The following is a 15,440-nucleotide window of genomic DNA, read 5'->3' as shown; positions in this document are numbered from 1 at the left end:
TGATGGATGGCGGGCTTGGCTTTTGGGTTGAGCTCGCTGTTTATTGCTAAACTAGAACCCATAGCAACTATTGAAATTTGCTGTAAAGGATAGAAAATGGCTAATGAAATTTCATACGAAGATTATCCATCTACTTTTAGTTATGAGACTCCAATAACTTGTGTCCATATTCCCGATAGTCAATCCAATAGCATTTGCTCAAACTTACGCGATATTTTTTTTCAAGTCGGCAAGCTTTTAGACTTAGAAAATTTAAAAGGTATATCTATAGCTTGTGGTGATTCAGGGTACAAAAAAGCTATAAAACTAATTGATGAAAATAGAAAACCTTCTGAAGGTGAAGTTATAGGATGTGCAATGGCTATAACAAAAGAATAAGAAGAAGGGTTACAAAGTTATATCGTGCTTAAAGATATTTCAATCATTCCATTGCTGGTTAAAGAACAAAGTGGAAATCAAGAAGAAATAATGCGCATGCTACAAATAATTGCTCATGAATGCGGTCATATACATGTTGATTTCTTATTGCATAGCATTTTTAAAACAATACCAACTATAAAAGACTATGAAAGTCATTACGAACAGATTGTGTATGAAACCTCTATGGCAGGTTGGTCAGAATTTTCAGCATGTTTTTTTAGTGCTAATATTGGGGAAAATCCTGAACAGAGTTTTAGAGAAATAGTTATAGAAAAATTAGAAACTATCGTAGATGAATTAAACTTTGCAAAAGGCTTAAGTGATAAACCATTTGACATGATGATGATTATATTTAGAAATATCGGGAATTTAATAAAGTACTCAAACTATTATTTGGGGTGGATGTTCAATGATGAATTCAATAAGAATCTCGAAGAAACAGCCCTGTACAAACATATTGAGCATAGTTGGTTTTTAGAATTTTTTATTAAATTGGAAAGCATATACAAACGTATTTTAAGTAATATCTCGTCTGATAACCCGAAGTTTGATGAGATTTTGAACATAGGTCAGCTTTCAATAGAAATAAGTAAGCATTTTGACTTTGAAATCTCAGTAAATGATGATCATTCTACTTATATCTACGCTAATTAATATCATATATATGCTTGTTAAAAAATAAAAGCTATCTTAGGTTGTGTATCGTCCCTCGACAACAACCTACTTTTAGAACCGTAGCAGGTGTTGTAGGCTGGGTTTTTAACCCAGAATTTAGAAATTTGCAACCTTGTTGCTGTGCTAAAGCTACAGCCTACGCCCAACTTATAGCGTACGGTTAATTGTGTTGTAGGGTGCGTTCCACGCACCGATGTTATGAAAAGTCTAATTTTTATGAGTAATAAATACTTTAATAGATGTAAAAATTAGGTTCACATTTGCTTGTTAAAAGGTGCTTAAAAAGCACCCTACGCCAGATTTTACCATTAATAAATAATGAACTACGCCCTAACAAGGTTGTTTAGCCCCGACTATAGCGGTATCCTGCTGACGACGATGGCGATGCGGTCCGTGGCTAGGCGTAGTATCGAGACAACAGGAATGCGACCAGACACATTAGACCGCACGACATCGGCTAGGCAGATACAAGCGGTAGGCGGGATTGGCTACCCAAAATTTATACTATAAAACGAAAACACTTTGGCTTCACCGCTATAATTGAAACACATACAAAGAATAAAAACGACGGAGGTCATAGACGTGCAATATACCGCAATCATCAAAGACGGTGGTTTGTTTATCCCTAACGTATTTTCAGACTTAAACGATGGTCACTCACACATTGTACAAGTAGAAGTAGATATTGAAGATGTGCGTAAGCAATTAAGCTCAAGTGCAGAACCAAAGAAACAAGCGCCAAAACAACTCAAAAAACCAGTGAAGAAACAGACGCCAAAGCAATCATCAAAACAACCACAAGATTTTGATTTGAGTACGCGGCGTAAGAGTGCTATCGATGAATTAGACGCATTGGATGATGTCGAGCTAAGCGAAATGCTTAAAGCTTATATGAATGATGGACAAGTACCGATACAAATATCTTTAGAGAACTTATAACTCATTTTTGCTGATGTTTTCAAAATTTTAGATTAATAATATGTATAACTTATAAGGCAGCCCCATGACTTACTCCATTTTTAATCAAACGCCAAATGACGCTATGAAAGAACCGATGTTCTTTGGTCAGCCGGTCAACGTGGCGCGCTATGATCAGCAAAAGCATCCTATCTTTGAGCAATTGATTGAAAAGCAGTTGTCGTTTTTTTGGCGACCAGAAGAAGTCGATGTCTCACGCGACCGGATTGACTACGGTAATCTATCCTCGCATGAGCAACATATCTTTATTAGTAATCTAAAATACCAAACCCTACTCGACTCTATTCAAGGTCGCAGCCCAAACGTCGTACTATTACCCTTGGTTTCTATTCCAGAGCTTGAAACTTGGATTGAGACTTGGACGTTTTCTGAAACCATTCACTCACGCAGCTACACCCATATTATTCGTAACATCGTCAACGATCCCAGCGTCGTGTTCGATGACATCATGGCTAATGACCATATTTTGGAGCGCGCCTCTGATATTGCAAAATATTATGATGATCTCTATTATAATGCTCAGCTATATAACTTATATGGTGCAGGTACGCATACGGTCAATGGTGAGCAAGTTACCGTTGATTTAACTTCGCTTAAAAAGCAGCTTTATCTGTGCATCATGGCGGTCAACGTATTAGAAGCCATTCGTTTTTATGTGTCGTTTGCTTGCTCGTTCGCCTTTGCTGAACGTAAGCTAATGGAAGGTAATGCCAAGATTATCAAGCTTATCGCCCGTGATGAAGCGCTACATTTAACCGGTACGCAGCATATCCTGAACCTCATGCGCAACGGTAAAGATGATCCAGAAATGGTACAGATTGCCAATGATTGCTATGAAGAAAGCATTGAGATATTCCGCAAAGCGGCTGAGCAAGAGAAAGAATGGGCAGGCTATTTATTTAAAGATGGCTCGATGATTGGGCTGAATAAAGACATTCTATGCCAATATATCGAATATATTACCAACTTGCGTATGGAAGCGGTCGGCCTGCCATCAGCGTTCCCGAACTCTAAGTCAAATCCAATTCCATGGATTAATACTTGGCTGTCGTCTGATAATGTTCAGGTCGCCCCACAAGAGACTGAAATCAGCTCTTATTTAGTCGGACAAATTGACTCGGATTTATCAGACAGTAACTTTGATGACTTTGAGTTATAAGGAATTATTGCAGCCTCTTGAGTGATACAGTCGCACAGCAAGCGCAACAATTTTATCAGGCCCGCAAGTTTATATACTGTAACTATTTTACTGAGTATTTACTATAGAACAGCAGTTAGTTCGATATCGTCAAACTAACTGCTAAACTTAATTTGAAGGCTGATAGTACAGCGTAGGATTTGCTATGACATGGGTAATGACCAGTAAAAAGCAGTTCTACTTGCATGACGATGAGAGTCTGCTAGATGGGCTATTGCGGACGGGTCATGAGGTCAACTATCAATGCAGAGAAGGCTATTGTGGCAGCTGCCGTATACGCCGCATTGCAAGCTCACACCCAGTTGATTATCCGTTTTCGCCGCTGGCAATGATTGAAGACGATGAAATATTGTCATGCTGTTGTCGTGTGCAAGGCGTTATTTATATCAATCACGAATATATCAAAAACTAACTTATAAGTCCTTTAAAAACAGACAATGAAAAGCGCGCTATCTTAAGCAAGATAACGCGCTTTTCATTGTCTGTATATTACTTTAAACATTCATTCCTACTGAGATTGGGGTGCACCGTCTCTTTCAAACAACTGTAGCAACTCTTCACGCATACGAACCCGCTCTTCTTCCGACATCGTCGGCTGGTTCTGATTTTGGCCGTGATAGCTTGGCTGATCCTCAAAGCTTTCATCATTGATAATTTCGGGCATTTCAACAATTTCTTGCTGTGGGCGCTCAGCTAGCAAAATTTTGATTTGTTTGTTTTTGCCATTACGCAATATTTGTGCGTTGAGCTCAGTTGTTGGCGGCTTACGAGCCACATACTGAATCAACTTATTGGCGTCGGTCATCTCCACCCCATCAATGGTTAGGATAATATCACCAACTTTCAAACCACTTTTGGCTGCAGGACCTTTATCGATAACGTTAAGCACTTCCACACCGGTTGAGGTTTCAAGACGGGTTGGATCACGCAGCTGTGACTGGATCTCGATACCTAACCAGCCACGGCTCACGCGACCATTTTTGATTAAACCATTCATTACCTGCTCAATCAGTACTGTGGGAATGGCAAAACCAATCCCTACAGAGCCGCCAGAGCGCGAGAAGATAACGGTATTAATACCCACCAACTCACCACGAGCATCGACTAAAGCCCCACCTGAGTTACCGGGATTAATAGCAGCATCGGTTTGGATAAAGTCTTCAAACTTGTTCACTCCCAGTCCAGTGCGCCCGGTCGCTGAAATAATCCCTTGAGTGACCGTCTGTCCCACGCCAAATGGATTACCAATGGCCAACGCTACATCGCCAACTCGAATGGGCGCTTCACGAAAGCTAAGGGGAATCAATCCTGTCATACCCACTTTAATTACTGCCAAATCACTACCAGGATCGGTACCAATAACTTTGGCGCGACTCTTACGGCCATCGCTAAAAGCCACGGTGATCTCATCCGCTTTTTCAATCACATGAGCATTAGTAACGATATAGCCATCTTCTGACACAATAACGCCGGAGCCTAAATTGGTCATGTCTTGATCTTGCGGAGACTCACCATGAAACTCAAAGAGGCGCCGCAAAACGGGATCATCCATATAAGGATGCTCAGCCATAGTTTGGGTGGTATAAATATTGACCACCGACTGCGATGCCCGAGCGACCGCATTGTGATAAGAAGAGATAGGTGCTGGCGTGTCGGCAACAGGCGCGGAGGCTTGCTGCTCAGCAGGCGTGGTTCTTGGTGGCTCCCATTTTGCTTCCGAAGCCGTTTTCATACTCACAAATAGCCAAATAAACCCTGCAACAAAAACTAGCAATAATAACCATGGTAACCATTGCCAAAAAGCTGCCCTATTGTTGGCATTCGAGAATGACGACATATAAAAACCTCTATAAATTTTATATAAACAAGCGTTGATAAGGGTTATCAGCTGAGTGCTTCAGATGGACACATTCATGTATGTAAATTATAACTGGCAACACAGTCCAATAGTAACGCATCGTGTACCATTTCAGTTAGTGTGCTTATCAGAATTTTTTCAGCGGTATGATAAAATCACTCTTATAAGCATTCTAGCTATTGTTCTGTCTTTTGATGCTATAAGTAATACCAAAAATTCAGCAAAACCCACTAATAATTAAATCCCATTAATTATTACACTAATTAAAGCACAACAGGAAAATATAATGACAACTAAAAATGCCATAATTGAACTATCGAATACATCGATAACCGCGCAAACGTTAACGCAATTTTGTGATGAGTACTTATCTGCTGACGCCTTTAAAGACTACGCCCCCAACGGCTTACAAGTGGATGGCGGACGACCTATTCGACGTATCATTACTGGTGTTACTGCTTGTGAGGCCTTAATTGACGCCGCAATTGCAGCTAACGCCGAAGCTATTATGGTACATCACGGTTATTTTTGGAAAGGGGAATCTGCCCCCCTAGTAGGCATGAAAGGTCAACGTATCCGTAAATTAATGCAGCATGGCATCTCTTTAATTGCCTATCACCTACCCCTTGATGGACATCCCGTCATCGGCAATAACGTTAAACTTGCAGAGATGCTAGGCATGACCATTACTGGGCCACTGTACCCTAATGAGTCGCATCCGGTGGGCAATATTGCCACTTGTACTCCGCAAAGTGCGCAAAGTCTGATTACTTGCATCACTCAAGCACTAGGAAGAGAACCGCTGCATATCTCAAGTAACTATCAACATTCTAATACTCCCACTAATATCCCGACTGATATCGAAAACAATACTGCTGACTCAAAGCTGCTTAAGCGTATCGGAATATGTACTGGCGGCGCACAAGACATGATTGAACAAGCAGCAGCAATGGGCTGTGATGTTTTTATCTCAGGTGAAATCTCAGAACGTACCACCCATATTGCTCGTGAGCTTGGAATCGACTATTTCGCCTGCGGTCATCACGCTACAGAACGCAACGGTATCCAAGCATTGGGTGAGTTAATCGCCCAACATTTTAAATTACCAGTAAGCTTTATTGACATTGATAACCCAGCCTAATAAGCGGCTAAGCTCATCGAATGAGGCATGATAATGATGCATTTCGCTAATTAAACATAATAGTTGCTCTGATTTGATGAGCCAATCAACGCTATTCCTTAATTTAACTTCCCACTATAAAGATAAGATGCTAAGCAAGAGTTATTTTATATTTGTAAAACTTTAGTTTACTAAAAAAATATTAAATAGGTCTTTTCTTGACCGTCTGTAGCCTGATTGTTAAGTTTTATCGCTCTTTTCTTAACTTAACTTGAATACTGTGACTAATAACCGCATATTAGTTACTTGTAAAAGAACGTTTTGTCATGAAACTTCCCATTTATTACAGCTTCCAGTTATAGCGCTAGATAAATGGTCATTGTTTACATACTCATCACATCATATGGTACATAGCTTCAAATATACGAAATAATCGGTTTTTGTTTGCTATTTACCAATAATAATGACTGATGAAAATCGGAATAATTACCTAAAGAGACACTGTGATTGCACAATATATACTCAGCGTCACCGTATCTCTTATATTTAGCATAGCAATAACGGTGTAGCATGATTTTATAAATTAATTTATTAGTTGAATGATAAATTTCATAAAGTCAGTTATTTATTCGTGTTGCTAGACGTTAGCGTATCAGTAAAGACTATGCCCTATCAGTTATATATAGAGTATACAACCACTAACAATAGCGCAGTAAAAGTTGATTCAAGTTTTAGTTGTATTTTTTAACGACTGTATCAACGTCAGTATTACTGCCCACGCCTATGTCTCGATAACTTATTCATGACCTTACCTATGTTTAATATAGTTGTTTAACCTGTTTTTGATTGAAGGATCATTTAATTTTTGTCCTTATTCGTGCTGTGCGTTATTACTTTTAATCTTACGCTAGCAAACGGGTTACACCGCCATTTTTATATTGTTTTTTTGTATGACTAACTCATGTAAATAACCTCTGTAAATGGCTTCTATATTTATTCAAAGTGATACCACTCTTATGCTATTACTAAGTGTGATGTCATTTAAGATGTAATTTTAGCGTATGCCTGTCTTATGATTATAGGTCTACGCTGATAACGCATTTTTAGGGTAAGCAGGATGGCTAAAATTAGGAGACCTCAATGCAACGTATTACTTATCGTGTCAAAGTATCTGCGCAAGGTGCCAAACGCCGTATCTCTTACCTACTGCGTCCGGCCAAGCGCTCACTTAGCACTAGAAGTAACCTCGTTCCCCACCTTTCATCGTCTCGTTTTGGAAAGTCTAAAAAATTAATACAAGCAGCCAGCATTGCTTTATTATCCCTACCCGCCGAGAGTCTAACGACAATGGGCGATCCGGTGCCAGCCTATGATCAGGTCATGCTGGAACAGACGTTAACTATCGCGGCTGTGCCTGGCGACAGTACCTACTTTGCCACTGATGGCTTCCAACATGGCTTCGGTTATGACTTGGTACGCAGCTATGCAGATGAGCTTGGGGTCACTATTGATCTAAAAGCCTATGCTAGTGAGGAAGCGGCACTAAGAGCGCTACAGTCAGGTGATGCTGACATGGCGTTAACGACTGCTAGTACCCAATTGAAAAGCCAGCTTGCCTTATCCTCAGTTAATTTGAGCTGTGGCTATGATACCAGCTTGACTAAAAATGGCTTACACCCTAAAGTCAGCTGGACGTTTAACGGAGCAGATGATCCGTTATCAAAAAAAGCCAGTTATTTTTTATGTAATGGTATCAAGCTAGAAGAGACTCAAAAATTAGCGGCATTTTATAATCAAAACTTACTCAAAGACGCTTATAGTCAGCAGCATTTCAAGACCACACTGACCGAGAAATTGCCTGATTATCAGTCTTCTTTTGAAGAGCAAGCGCAAAACTATAATCATGATTGGGAGCTATTGGTAGCAATGGGCTATCAAGAATCGCATCTTGATGCCAATGCCGTATCACCAACAGGGGTGCGCGGTCTTATGATGCTGACTAATAGCACCGCAAAAGCCATGGGGGTCTCTGACCGCGTTGACCCTAGCCAAAGTATCAGTGGCGGCGCCCGCTATTTAGAGCAGATGAAGTCCGACTTTGCGGATGTGCCAAAAACAGATCGCATTTGGTTCGCGCTAGCTGGCTATAATATGGGTCCGAATGCAGTGAAGCGCATTCAGCGTAAGCTTAGTGCTGACGGTATTGATGACAAGAGCTGGGCGAACGTCTATGCCTATCTATCAGAACATAGAGCATCGAATAGCCGTTACGGTCAGGCTATGCACTATGTAAGCAACATTAGAAGTTATCTTGAAACTATCAAGACCGAGACTGTTTAATTAAGACTGAAACGGTTTGATAGCACTCTCTAAAAAAGTCTTTAAACAAGAAGACTTTAAATAAAAAATCTTCAAATAAAAAAGCTGCCTTATCACTAAGGCAGCTTTTTCTATGAGTTAAAATCCAGTTAAAACCACAGTCAGTTAAAACCATGATTTGTCTAGCAGATATTAACGATTTGGTACGGTCAGACGCTGACCACGCTGTAACATCGTATCTGGCGCGATCTTATTCATATCAGCCAGCTCTTGCGTTGAGACCCCATATTTCCGTGCCAATCCAATCAAGCTATCGCCTGAGCCAACGGTATAACTGACCGTGACTTTCGGGACTTTAATGGTTTGCCCACGCTGTAGCTGTGCATTAGCCGCCATATTATTGGTCGCCGCTAAGTCTTCTACTGAAACCCCAAGGCCGCGTGCTAAAGCAATCAAACCATCACCTGACTGAACTTTATAGTTTTCTGTATTACCCAGCTTTTTGCCACTACTGCTAGTGGTCGCTGTGTTACTGCTACCACTACTGCTGCTCTTGCTAGTTGGAATACTCACGCTATTACCGCTGGCAGGAATAGTGATAGTACGACCAAGTATCAAGTTTGAGGTACTGCTCAAACCATTCGCTGATGCTAAGTCGCTCAAACCAATATTATAGCGTTTGGCCACCCCAGTCAAAGTATCACCCGACTGCACTTTGTAGTTGGTTGGTTGATCATTTAATTGACGGTTTACTTCTGCTTTAGATGCTGGCACTTTAATCGTCTGTCCACGTTGTAAACGAGCCTTAGCATCAAAGCTGCTATTAACAGCTGCTACTTGCTGTGCACTAACCCCGATACTATTGGCAATACCGATTAAAGTGTCACCTGACTTTACCTTATAGTTACTGGTAGGCGTTGAGCTGCTTGTATTACTGGTGTTACTACTAGCGCTATTACTACTAGCAGCAGTAACGTCTACGCTGGCAGGCACTTTCAGCGTTTGACCCACATACAGCGAGTCTGTGGTACCAATACTATTGAGACTGGCTAAAGTATCGATTGAGACATTGAATTGCCGTGACAAAGCAATCAGACCATCGCCAGATTGTACTCTGTAGTTTTTAGTCGCGCCTGTGGACTTGCTGCTAGATTTCGAAGATGGTGCCGCTGGCGTACTTATAGGTGCAGTCACTTTACCTGGTATCAACCACAGCTTTTGGCCTCTTAATAAGTCAGCACGGCTGCTCAAATTATTATAGGTTGCTAACTGGGTCACTGACAAACCAAAACGGTTGGCAGTACCAATAAGAGTATCGCCCCCTTGTACCACGTAGCTTTCTGGTTGATTTGCGCTGTTAGTACTGGCACTGCTCAGTGGCTCAATTGTTTTGGCATCATACAGATATAAAGTGCTACCAGAGAGCAATTTTGAGCTGGCATCTATTTGGTTCCACTCTGCGATATCACGCCAGCTAACACCAGCTCGGCTGGCAATATTAGACAAGGTATCGCCACGTTTTACAGCGTAGGTGGTACGTTGACCTTGCGGTTTTGGTTTGCTGGTTGAGGTTTTAGGGAAGCTAAGCTTTTTCTCTTTGCCGCTAGCTTCTAATATAGACTGCTGTGTCTGTACTGCCGATAATTTAATGTTACCGTCAATGGTGCTAACCACATTCGTTTCCGGCGTTTGTGTCTGAATTTGATTAACAATAAAATCGCGCTCTTCTTTACTTAATGGTGGTTCTTGGACAATAGTATTATTTTGGGTAATCGTTGCCGAAGTAGTTGGTAAGCTATTACTGCTTTTTAGCTCAGCATTGATTTTATTGGTTTCTTTACTGGTAAGCGGTGGTTCAGTACGGACTGACACGTTGCTGCTATAAACAGAGCTGCTAGTGGGCGTGCTGGTTGGGGTAATATAGCTGGTCGTCTGCTGAGGTACACTAGCACTGGCTGCATAATCAGCTAAACCACCACCCGTAGAAGGCAACGATGAGCTAGTGTAAGGCTTGCTATTATAGCTAGGAGACGTTGGACTTGAATAGCTAGGGGCAGTCGTATTACTATTAGCGTTGCTTGAAGCAATGACATTGCTGCTGCCATTACCTCTCAATGCGCTTAACTTAGCATCAACCGTTAAGTTAACGTCATTAGGGATGATGACCCGCTGTGGACCTGATGAGTCAATACGTGATGAGGTTAGGGCCGTATTAAGCTTTTCTAGCTCGTCATAACTAACCCCTGTCAATTGCGACACTTCAGCTAAGCTCACACCATAATTGGCTGGCACACTACGAAAATGCTGACGGTTGGCAATCGCTGGTAGATAAACCCCATATTGCTCAGGTTGAGCAACAATTTCAGCAACGGCTAAAAAGCGCGGAACATAGTTCATGGTTTCAGTCGGTAGCCTGAGTGACCAATAATCAGTTGGCAATCCTTGAGCCGCATTGGCATCGATAGCTTTTTGAACACGACCAGGGCCCGCATTGTAAGCAGCTAAGGCCAGCTCCCAGCTGCCAAATTGATTGTGTAATGCCGTCAAAAAGTCATAAGCCGCGCGGGTCGACTCGATAACATCACGGCGACCATCATAGCTACTACTTTGATTCAGACCGTAAATACGGCCGGTGCTCGGAATAAATTGCCATAAACCTGCCGCAGCAGCACTACTTGTGCCACTAGGGTCATACGAGCTCTCGATGACGGGTAACAATGCTAACTCAGTAGGAATATTACGACGCTCAGCTTCACGTACGGTATGGTACAAGTAGCGGCTGGCGCGCGCAGTCAAGCGGTTTAGATAATCCTGACGGCTGGTAAACCAGCTTTTTTGTCCTTCAATACGCTGATTATAAACCGCTTTACTACCATTCATTTGATAGCCAGCCCGCAGACGACTCCACAAGTCTCCGTATTGTTGAATGGCAAGTCTATTGTCTTCAACCATGGTCATATCACTGGCTTCTAATAAATCTGCCAACTCATCCAAGCTATCAGCGTCTAAATAAGCGGTTGAATAGTCAGCGCTAGTGGTTGGTTTTACCGCAGTAGCAGAGCGTTTAGTGACCACAGGCGCGCTATTGGTTGCACCGGTACTTTTCACTGCTGAGGTATTGCTACAAGCACTGAGGAGTAAAGCCGACACCGCAAGCGTCAGTGGTAAAGCGATAAATGAGCGAGAAGTTGATGACACAGTAGACATGATAATAGGAGCTTCCTAACAACAAGAATAGATGGAAATAAAATTAATTGACAGTATAGTATGCAATGTAAAGCAAAGACCAGTGTAATATAAAAGATAACAGACAAAACTTAAGCGATTGTCTTAAAGGTTAAGACTAACACCATAAGTACTAGCTATATAAACCGAAGTACTAGAAGTATTAGTCGGTTAGAGTAATGTTACTAGGGCGTATCCTCATTGTCTTTTATTATTCAATATTCAATAGTCACTTGCGATACTGCACGTAAAAGTACCGCATTACCAGTTGGTGAGGTCAGCGTCACTCGTGAAGTCGTCACAAATGAGACATTTCTCCCCTCTTTTACCCAGCTTTCGTTTGTTGTTACATTGGCTTTAGCCTGCACTCCGGTAATGACGATGTTATCGATAGTGATATCGTAGTGATAGTTCGACGTTTGGTTCCAGCTGTTTTGCAACAACCTTAAATACGCATCTTTGTCTAAGCTGGTAGACTTGCCTTTTCTTGACAATGAGATCAACGCATCATCAGAAACGAGGCGTGCCACTTGGTTGGTATTTTGGCTGTTGGCTGCTGATTTCATAGCCGAAGCATAGTTTTGTACCAAGCCTTCGGTCATAGTAGCCGCTTGTGCACTGATGCTTACTGTACTTGCTACAGCGAATAAAGCAGTTGCGCTAGCAGCTTTGATCAGTAGAGCAAATAGCCCTTGCCCCCATAGTCGTTTCATCATAGTCCTTAGTTAGCGTAGCCTTTAATTAACATAGTTTTTAGTTAGCATGACTCTTGGTTAAAAAGCCTTTAATAAAAAAGCCCTTATCGATATTATTTTCGTCGTTGTGGTTAACCAATAATATGCTTTAGCCTAGCATTTAATCCTCACAGCCATGTAACACCATGTGTAATTCTTGCGTGTATCCTAATCCTGACATGAACACAATAAGTTTGCCCATAACTGGTAACCGTTAGCGCCTCATGGTATTACCGCTAACATTCCCATTGCGGTATTTATAAGGCTACTTTTATTCTATTGCGTTTAAGTTAGCATTATAATAAGTATTTTTCTTTAAAGCTTAGTCTCAGTATTAATATCATCATACCGTTCATCATCACTAAGCTTCATCCCTAAGCGCTCTACTCGTCTATCCATCATTTGCCGTGCCAGCGCCTGCATGTCTTCTACTCGGTCTATCTCATCAACAATTTCAAGACCTAATAAGGTTTCGAACACATCTTCTAAAGTAACCAGTCCTTTTACTTCACCATACTCACCGACGGTAATAGCGATATGAATACGATTTTTTAGCATCAACTCTAATAAATCAAACAGCTTCATTTTTGAGAATACATAAGTAATGTCTCGCTGAAACTGAGTCAGTGGCTTGTGCATGGCATGATTAACTTTCGCTAATAGCATATCCGTTTTTAATACAAAGCCGGTGATATTATCAAGCTCACCATCATAAATTGGCAAGCGTGAAAAGGTTAACTTTGGGCGATCGACCAGTACCTCAGCAACCGTTTTAGTCTGCTCAAACGCCAGCATTACTGAACGCGGCGTCATAATATCCTCAACTTTAATCGCACCGAATGCTAACAAGTTACGAATAATCCGTGACTCTAGTGGATCGATGTGCCCGGCCTCTTCACCAATACTGGCAAGAGCGGCGAACTCACGGCGACTGAAGACGTCGGTCTCTTTTCCACGTACCAATAGTCTGGTCAAACGCTCTGAAAGCCAAATAATGGGATATAAGACAACAATAATGCCGCGCACGAAGTAAGCTACTGGCCCACTAAGCTGACGCCAATATACCGTACCCAATGTTTTGGGGATGATTTCAGAAAAAGTTAGGATAGCAAGTGTCATCAAGGCTGAAAACAGTCCAAACCAAGCGCTACCGAATACAATAGTCGCTTGTGCCCCAGCGCCGATAGAGCCTAAAGTATTGGCCATCGTATTTAAGGTTAAAATCGCTGCCAGTGATTGATCAACTTTATCTTGTTTCAAGCGCTTGAGCATTTTCGCTTTTTTAGGATTGCTGTCTTGAACATCGGCAATATATGAAGGTGTCATACTGAGCAGTACAGATTCTGCCATCGAACAAATAAAGGACAAGCCGATAGCCATACTGACAAAACCTATCAGTAGCATTACATTGGTAGTGGTTGGCTGCTCTACCAACACCTCAGCGGCTGATGCTGAATAAGGAAGTATCGTCAGTAATAACACTATCAATGTTGGTGCCGCCTTCAGGCAAGTGTGGTGACAAGTCGTCGGGGGAGGTTTAGCAGACGCTTCTTTACGATAAGCGCGTGGACGACACAAACGGGGTGTAAACAAAAAAGTGGTGGACAAGTTAGGTAACCTAAACAAAAAGAAAAATGAAAAAGGATGAAACACGATGAAATCTGCGACCATATATAAAATATTAACTAAGTGCTGTTTATCATCTATCTCACTAAAAAATGGTACTAGAAACGCCATCAATTGATATTACTAACCAATTTTTATAAAATTTAGTAGAGATAAAAATAGCCATTTGATATTAGCATTGATACTGCTCTTTAACAATAATTTGTGATGATATCTGTTTTTATTAATGCTATCTGTTTTCAAAAATAATCATTTATTATAGATAAACTAATGTAAAGTAAATACACCACTTAAGTATGATCGCTAATATTAACACCACCTATTATTACAGCCGATGTCTATGGCATCTAATACACCTAAATTCAATACCTATCTGCCTAATAGTTTTGTAGATTCTCCTCTTTAGTAAGCCAAAAGGATTGTCGTGATAGATAACGACTGATAGTATGCCGATGCGTTAAGAAAAATACGCTCATCCCATGATTAACAGTTACTAAGTCTGGTATTTTTTGTTACTATGCGTCTAATTTTATTATTGTCTATTATATATTGAGAGAGATATGGAAGTATTCGGTCAAATCTTATTACCAGTAGCATTTTTTGCTATTTTTTACTTTTTGGTGATCCGTCCGCAGTCTAAACGTACTAAAGAACACCGCGCGATGGTCAGCTCTTTAACCGTTGGCAGTGAAATAATCTTTGCTGGTGGTCTGATGGGTCGTATTAAAAGTCTTGAAGATATCTATGCCGTTGTTAGCTTAAACAATAATACCGATGTTAAGGTGCAACGTGCCTCTGTGATTTCAGTATTGCCTAAAGGTACTATTGAGAGCGTATAAATATCAGCGATCGTGATTTACTAGTAGTCACTAATAACTGTGATTAATTATAAACACAGTTGGTTACTCTTTGGTTGCTATTAGAGTCGTGGTATTTATCTATTATCATCGTATTTATAAAAATGACCGTTCATTGTTTACGGTCATTTTACGCTGTTAGTCAGTCAATTAAAGCAAGAATATAGTCAAACAGGCTTCATGTAATAGGCTTGTCGTTATACCTTATAGTTCTATAAATAACTTAACTTGCAGTTATAAAGGTAATATAAGTTTTTAGAAAAAACTAAATAGCTATTTTTAGAAGCTATATCGCTTTGCACCTTAAAGTGTTTTATACGCTACCGTTTTATGCTCTATTATCATAGCGGATGATCGCGATGGTGGACAATTGCAAATGATAAAGATGCCAGTTACTAAATATGGCAGTCACCCATTGCGATCGCTAACA

Annotated in this window: 12 protein-coding genes; 8 read left to right on the top strand and 4 right to left on the bottom strand. The window is 40.9% G+C overall.

The annotated features are described in order from the left end of the window. Positions 1-96: 96 nt before the first annotated feature. The 5 genes from U1P77_RS03315 (at position 97) to yfaE (ending at position 3,683) form a co-directional block, all read left to right on the top strand. Complete coding sequence (locus U1P77_RS03315; protein WP_321155977.1) at positions 97-378, top strand: hypothetical protein; 282 nt, start codon at positions 97-99, stop codon at positions 376-378. 24 nt (positions 379-402) lie between these two features. Continuing rightward, the gene (locus U1P77_RS03310; protein WP_321155976.1) at positions 403-1,074 is read left to right on the top strand and encodes a hypothetical protein; all 672 of its coding nucleotides are present in this window, start codon (positions 403-405) and stop codon (positions 1,072-1,074) included. 603 nt (positions 1,075-1,677) lie between these two features. After that, positions 1,678-2,034: a hypothetical protein gene (locus U1P77_RS03305; protein ID WP_321155975.1), complete on the top strand. Its 357-nt coding sequence runs from the start codon at positions 1,678-1,680 to the stop codon at positions 2,032-2,034. Positions 2,035-2,098: 64 nt separating this feature from the next. Then, complete coding sequence (gene nrdB, locus U1P77_RS03300; protein ID WP_321155974.1) at positions 2,099-3,232, top strand: class Ia ribonucleoside-diphosphate reductase subunit beta; 1,134 nt, start codon at positions 2,099-2,101, stop codon at positions 3,230-3,232. A 184-nt stretch (positions 3,233-3,416) separates the two neighbouring features. Beyond that, a complete protein-coding gene (gene yfaE / locus U1P77_RS03295) occupies positions 3,417-3,683 on the top strand; it encodes a class I ribonucleotide reductase maintenance protein YfaE (protein WP_321155973.1) in 267 nt (88 codons plus the stop codon). A gap of 96 nt (positions 3,684-3,779) precedes the next feature. Here yfaE and U1P77_RS03290 read toward each other — a convergent pair whose 3' ends face one another. Further along, entirely contained in the window at positions 3,780-5,108 is a 1,329-nt protein-coding gene (locus tag U1P77_RS03290) for a S1C family serine protease (RefSeq protein WP_321155972.1), read from the bottom strand. A 307-nt stretch (positions 5,109-5,415) separates the two neighbouring features. Here U1P77_RS03290 and U1P77_RS03285 point away from each other — a divergent pair, with 307 nt between their 5' ends. Together U1P77_RS03285 and U1P77_RS03280 are read left to right on the top strand one after the other, a co-directional pair. Continuing rightward, positions 5,416-6,270 carry a Nif3-like dinuclear metal center hexameric protein gene (locus U1P77_RS03285; RefSeq protein ID WP_321155971.1) on the top strand — a complete coding sequence of 285 codons (855 nt, stop codon included), beginning with the start codon at positions 5,416-5,418 and terminating at the stop codon, positions 6,268-6,270. Between the two features lie 1,119 nt (positions 6,271-7,389). Further along, positions 7,390-8,589 (top strand): MltF family protein, encoded by a 1,200-nt coding sequence (locus U1P77_RS03280; RefSeq protein WP_321155970.1) that lies wholly within the window; start codon positions 7,390-7,392, stop codon positions 8,587-8,589. A gap of 171 nt (positions 8,590-8,760) precedes the next feature. Here U1P77_RS03280 and U1P77_RS03275 read toward each other — a convergent pair whose 3' ends face one another. The 3 genes from U1P77_RS03275 to U1P77_RS03265 all read right to left on the bottom strand — a co-directional run bounded on the left by U1P77_RS03275 (position 8,761) and on the right by U1P77_RS03265 (position 14,033). Continuing rightward, the gene (locus U1P77_RS03275; RefSeq protein WP_321155969.1) at positions 8,761-11,775 is read right to left on the bottom strand and encodes a LysM peptidoglycan-binding domain-containing protein; all 3,015 of its coding nucleotides are present in this window, start codon (positions 11,773-11,775) and stop codon (positions 8,761-8,763) included. 233 nt (positions 11,776-12,008) lie between these two features. Beyond that, on the bottom strand, positions 12,009-12,506 hold the full coding sequence (locus U1P77_RS03270; protein ID WP_321155968.1) for a hypothetical protein: 498 nt from the start codon (positions 12,504-12,506) through the stop codon (positions 12,009-12,011). Positions 12,507-12,842: 336 nt separating this feature from the next. After that, complete coding sequence (locus tag U1P77_RS03265; protein ID WP_414479064.1) at positions 12,843-14,033, bottom strand: CNNM domain-containing protein; 1,191 nt, start codon at positions 14,031-14,033, stop codon at positions 12,843-12,845. 680 nt (positions 14,034-14,713) lie between these two features. Between U1P77_RS03265 and yajC the strand changes: the two genes are divergently transcribed. Beyond that, positions 14,714-14,992 (top strand): preprotein translocase subunit YajC, encoded by a 279-nt coding sequence (yajC, locus tag U1P77_RS03260; RefSeq protein WP_201553887.1) that lies wholly within the window; start codon positions 14,714-14,716, stop codon positions 14,990-14,992. Positions 14,993-15,440 lie beyond the last annotated feature (448 nt).

Origin of the sequence: Psychrobacter sp. LV10R520-6 (genome assembly GCF_900182925.1) — a bacterium.
Classification (GTDB): Bacteria; Pseudomonadota; Gammaproteobacteria; order Pseudomonadales; family Moraxellaceae; genus Psychrobacter.
Note: the sequence above shows the minus strand (reverse complement) of the source record. Positions and strands in the feature narration are given on the sequence as shown.

Bases quoted from the DNA above. Each gene is read 5' to 3' on its own strand.
- U1P77_RS03290 (WP_321155972.1), bottom strand. From the start codon at position 5,108: ATGTCGTCATTCTCGAATGCCAACAATAGGGCAGCTTTTTGGCAATGG.
- U1P77_RS03270 (WP_321155968.1), bottom strand. From the start codon at position 12,506: ATGAAACGACTATGGGGGCAAGGGCTATTTGCTCTACTGATCAAAGCT.
- yajC (WP_201553887.1), top strand. From the start codon at position 14,714: ATGGAAGTATTCGGTCAAATCTTATTACCAGTAGCATTTTTTGCTATT.
- yfaE (WP_321155973.1), top strand. From the start codon at position 3,417: ATGACATGGGTAATGACCAGTAAAAAGCAGTTCTACTTGCATGACGAT.
- U1P77_RS03275 (WP_321155969.1), bottom strand. From the start codon at position 11,775: ATGTCTACTGTGTCATCAACTTCTCGCTCATTTATCGCTTTACCACTG.
- U1P77_RS03315 (WP_321155977.1), top strand. From the start codon at position 97: ATGGCTAATGAAATTTCATACGAAGATTATCCATCTACTTTTAGTTAT.
- U1P77_RS03285 (WP_321155971.1), top strand. From the start codon at position 5,416: ATGACAACTAAAAATGCCATAATTGAACTATCGAATACATCGATAACC.
- U1P77_RS03280 (WP_321155970.1), top strand. From the start codon at position 7,390: ATGCAACGTATTACTTATCGTGTCAAAGTATCTGCGCAAGGTGCCAAA.
- nrdB (WP_321155974.1), top strand. From the start codon at position 2,099: ATGACTTACTCCATTTTTAATCAAACGCCAAATGACGCTATGAAAGAA.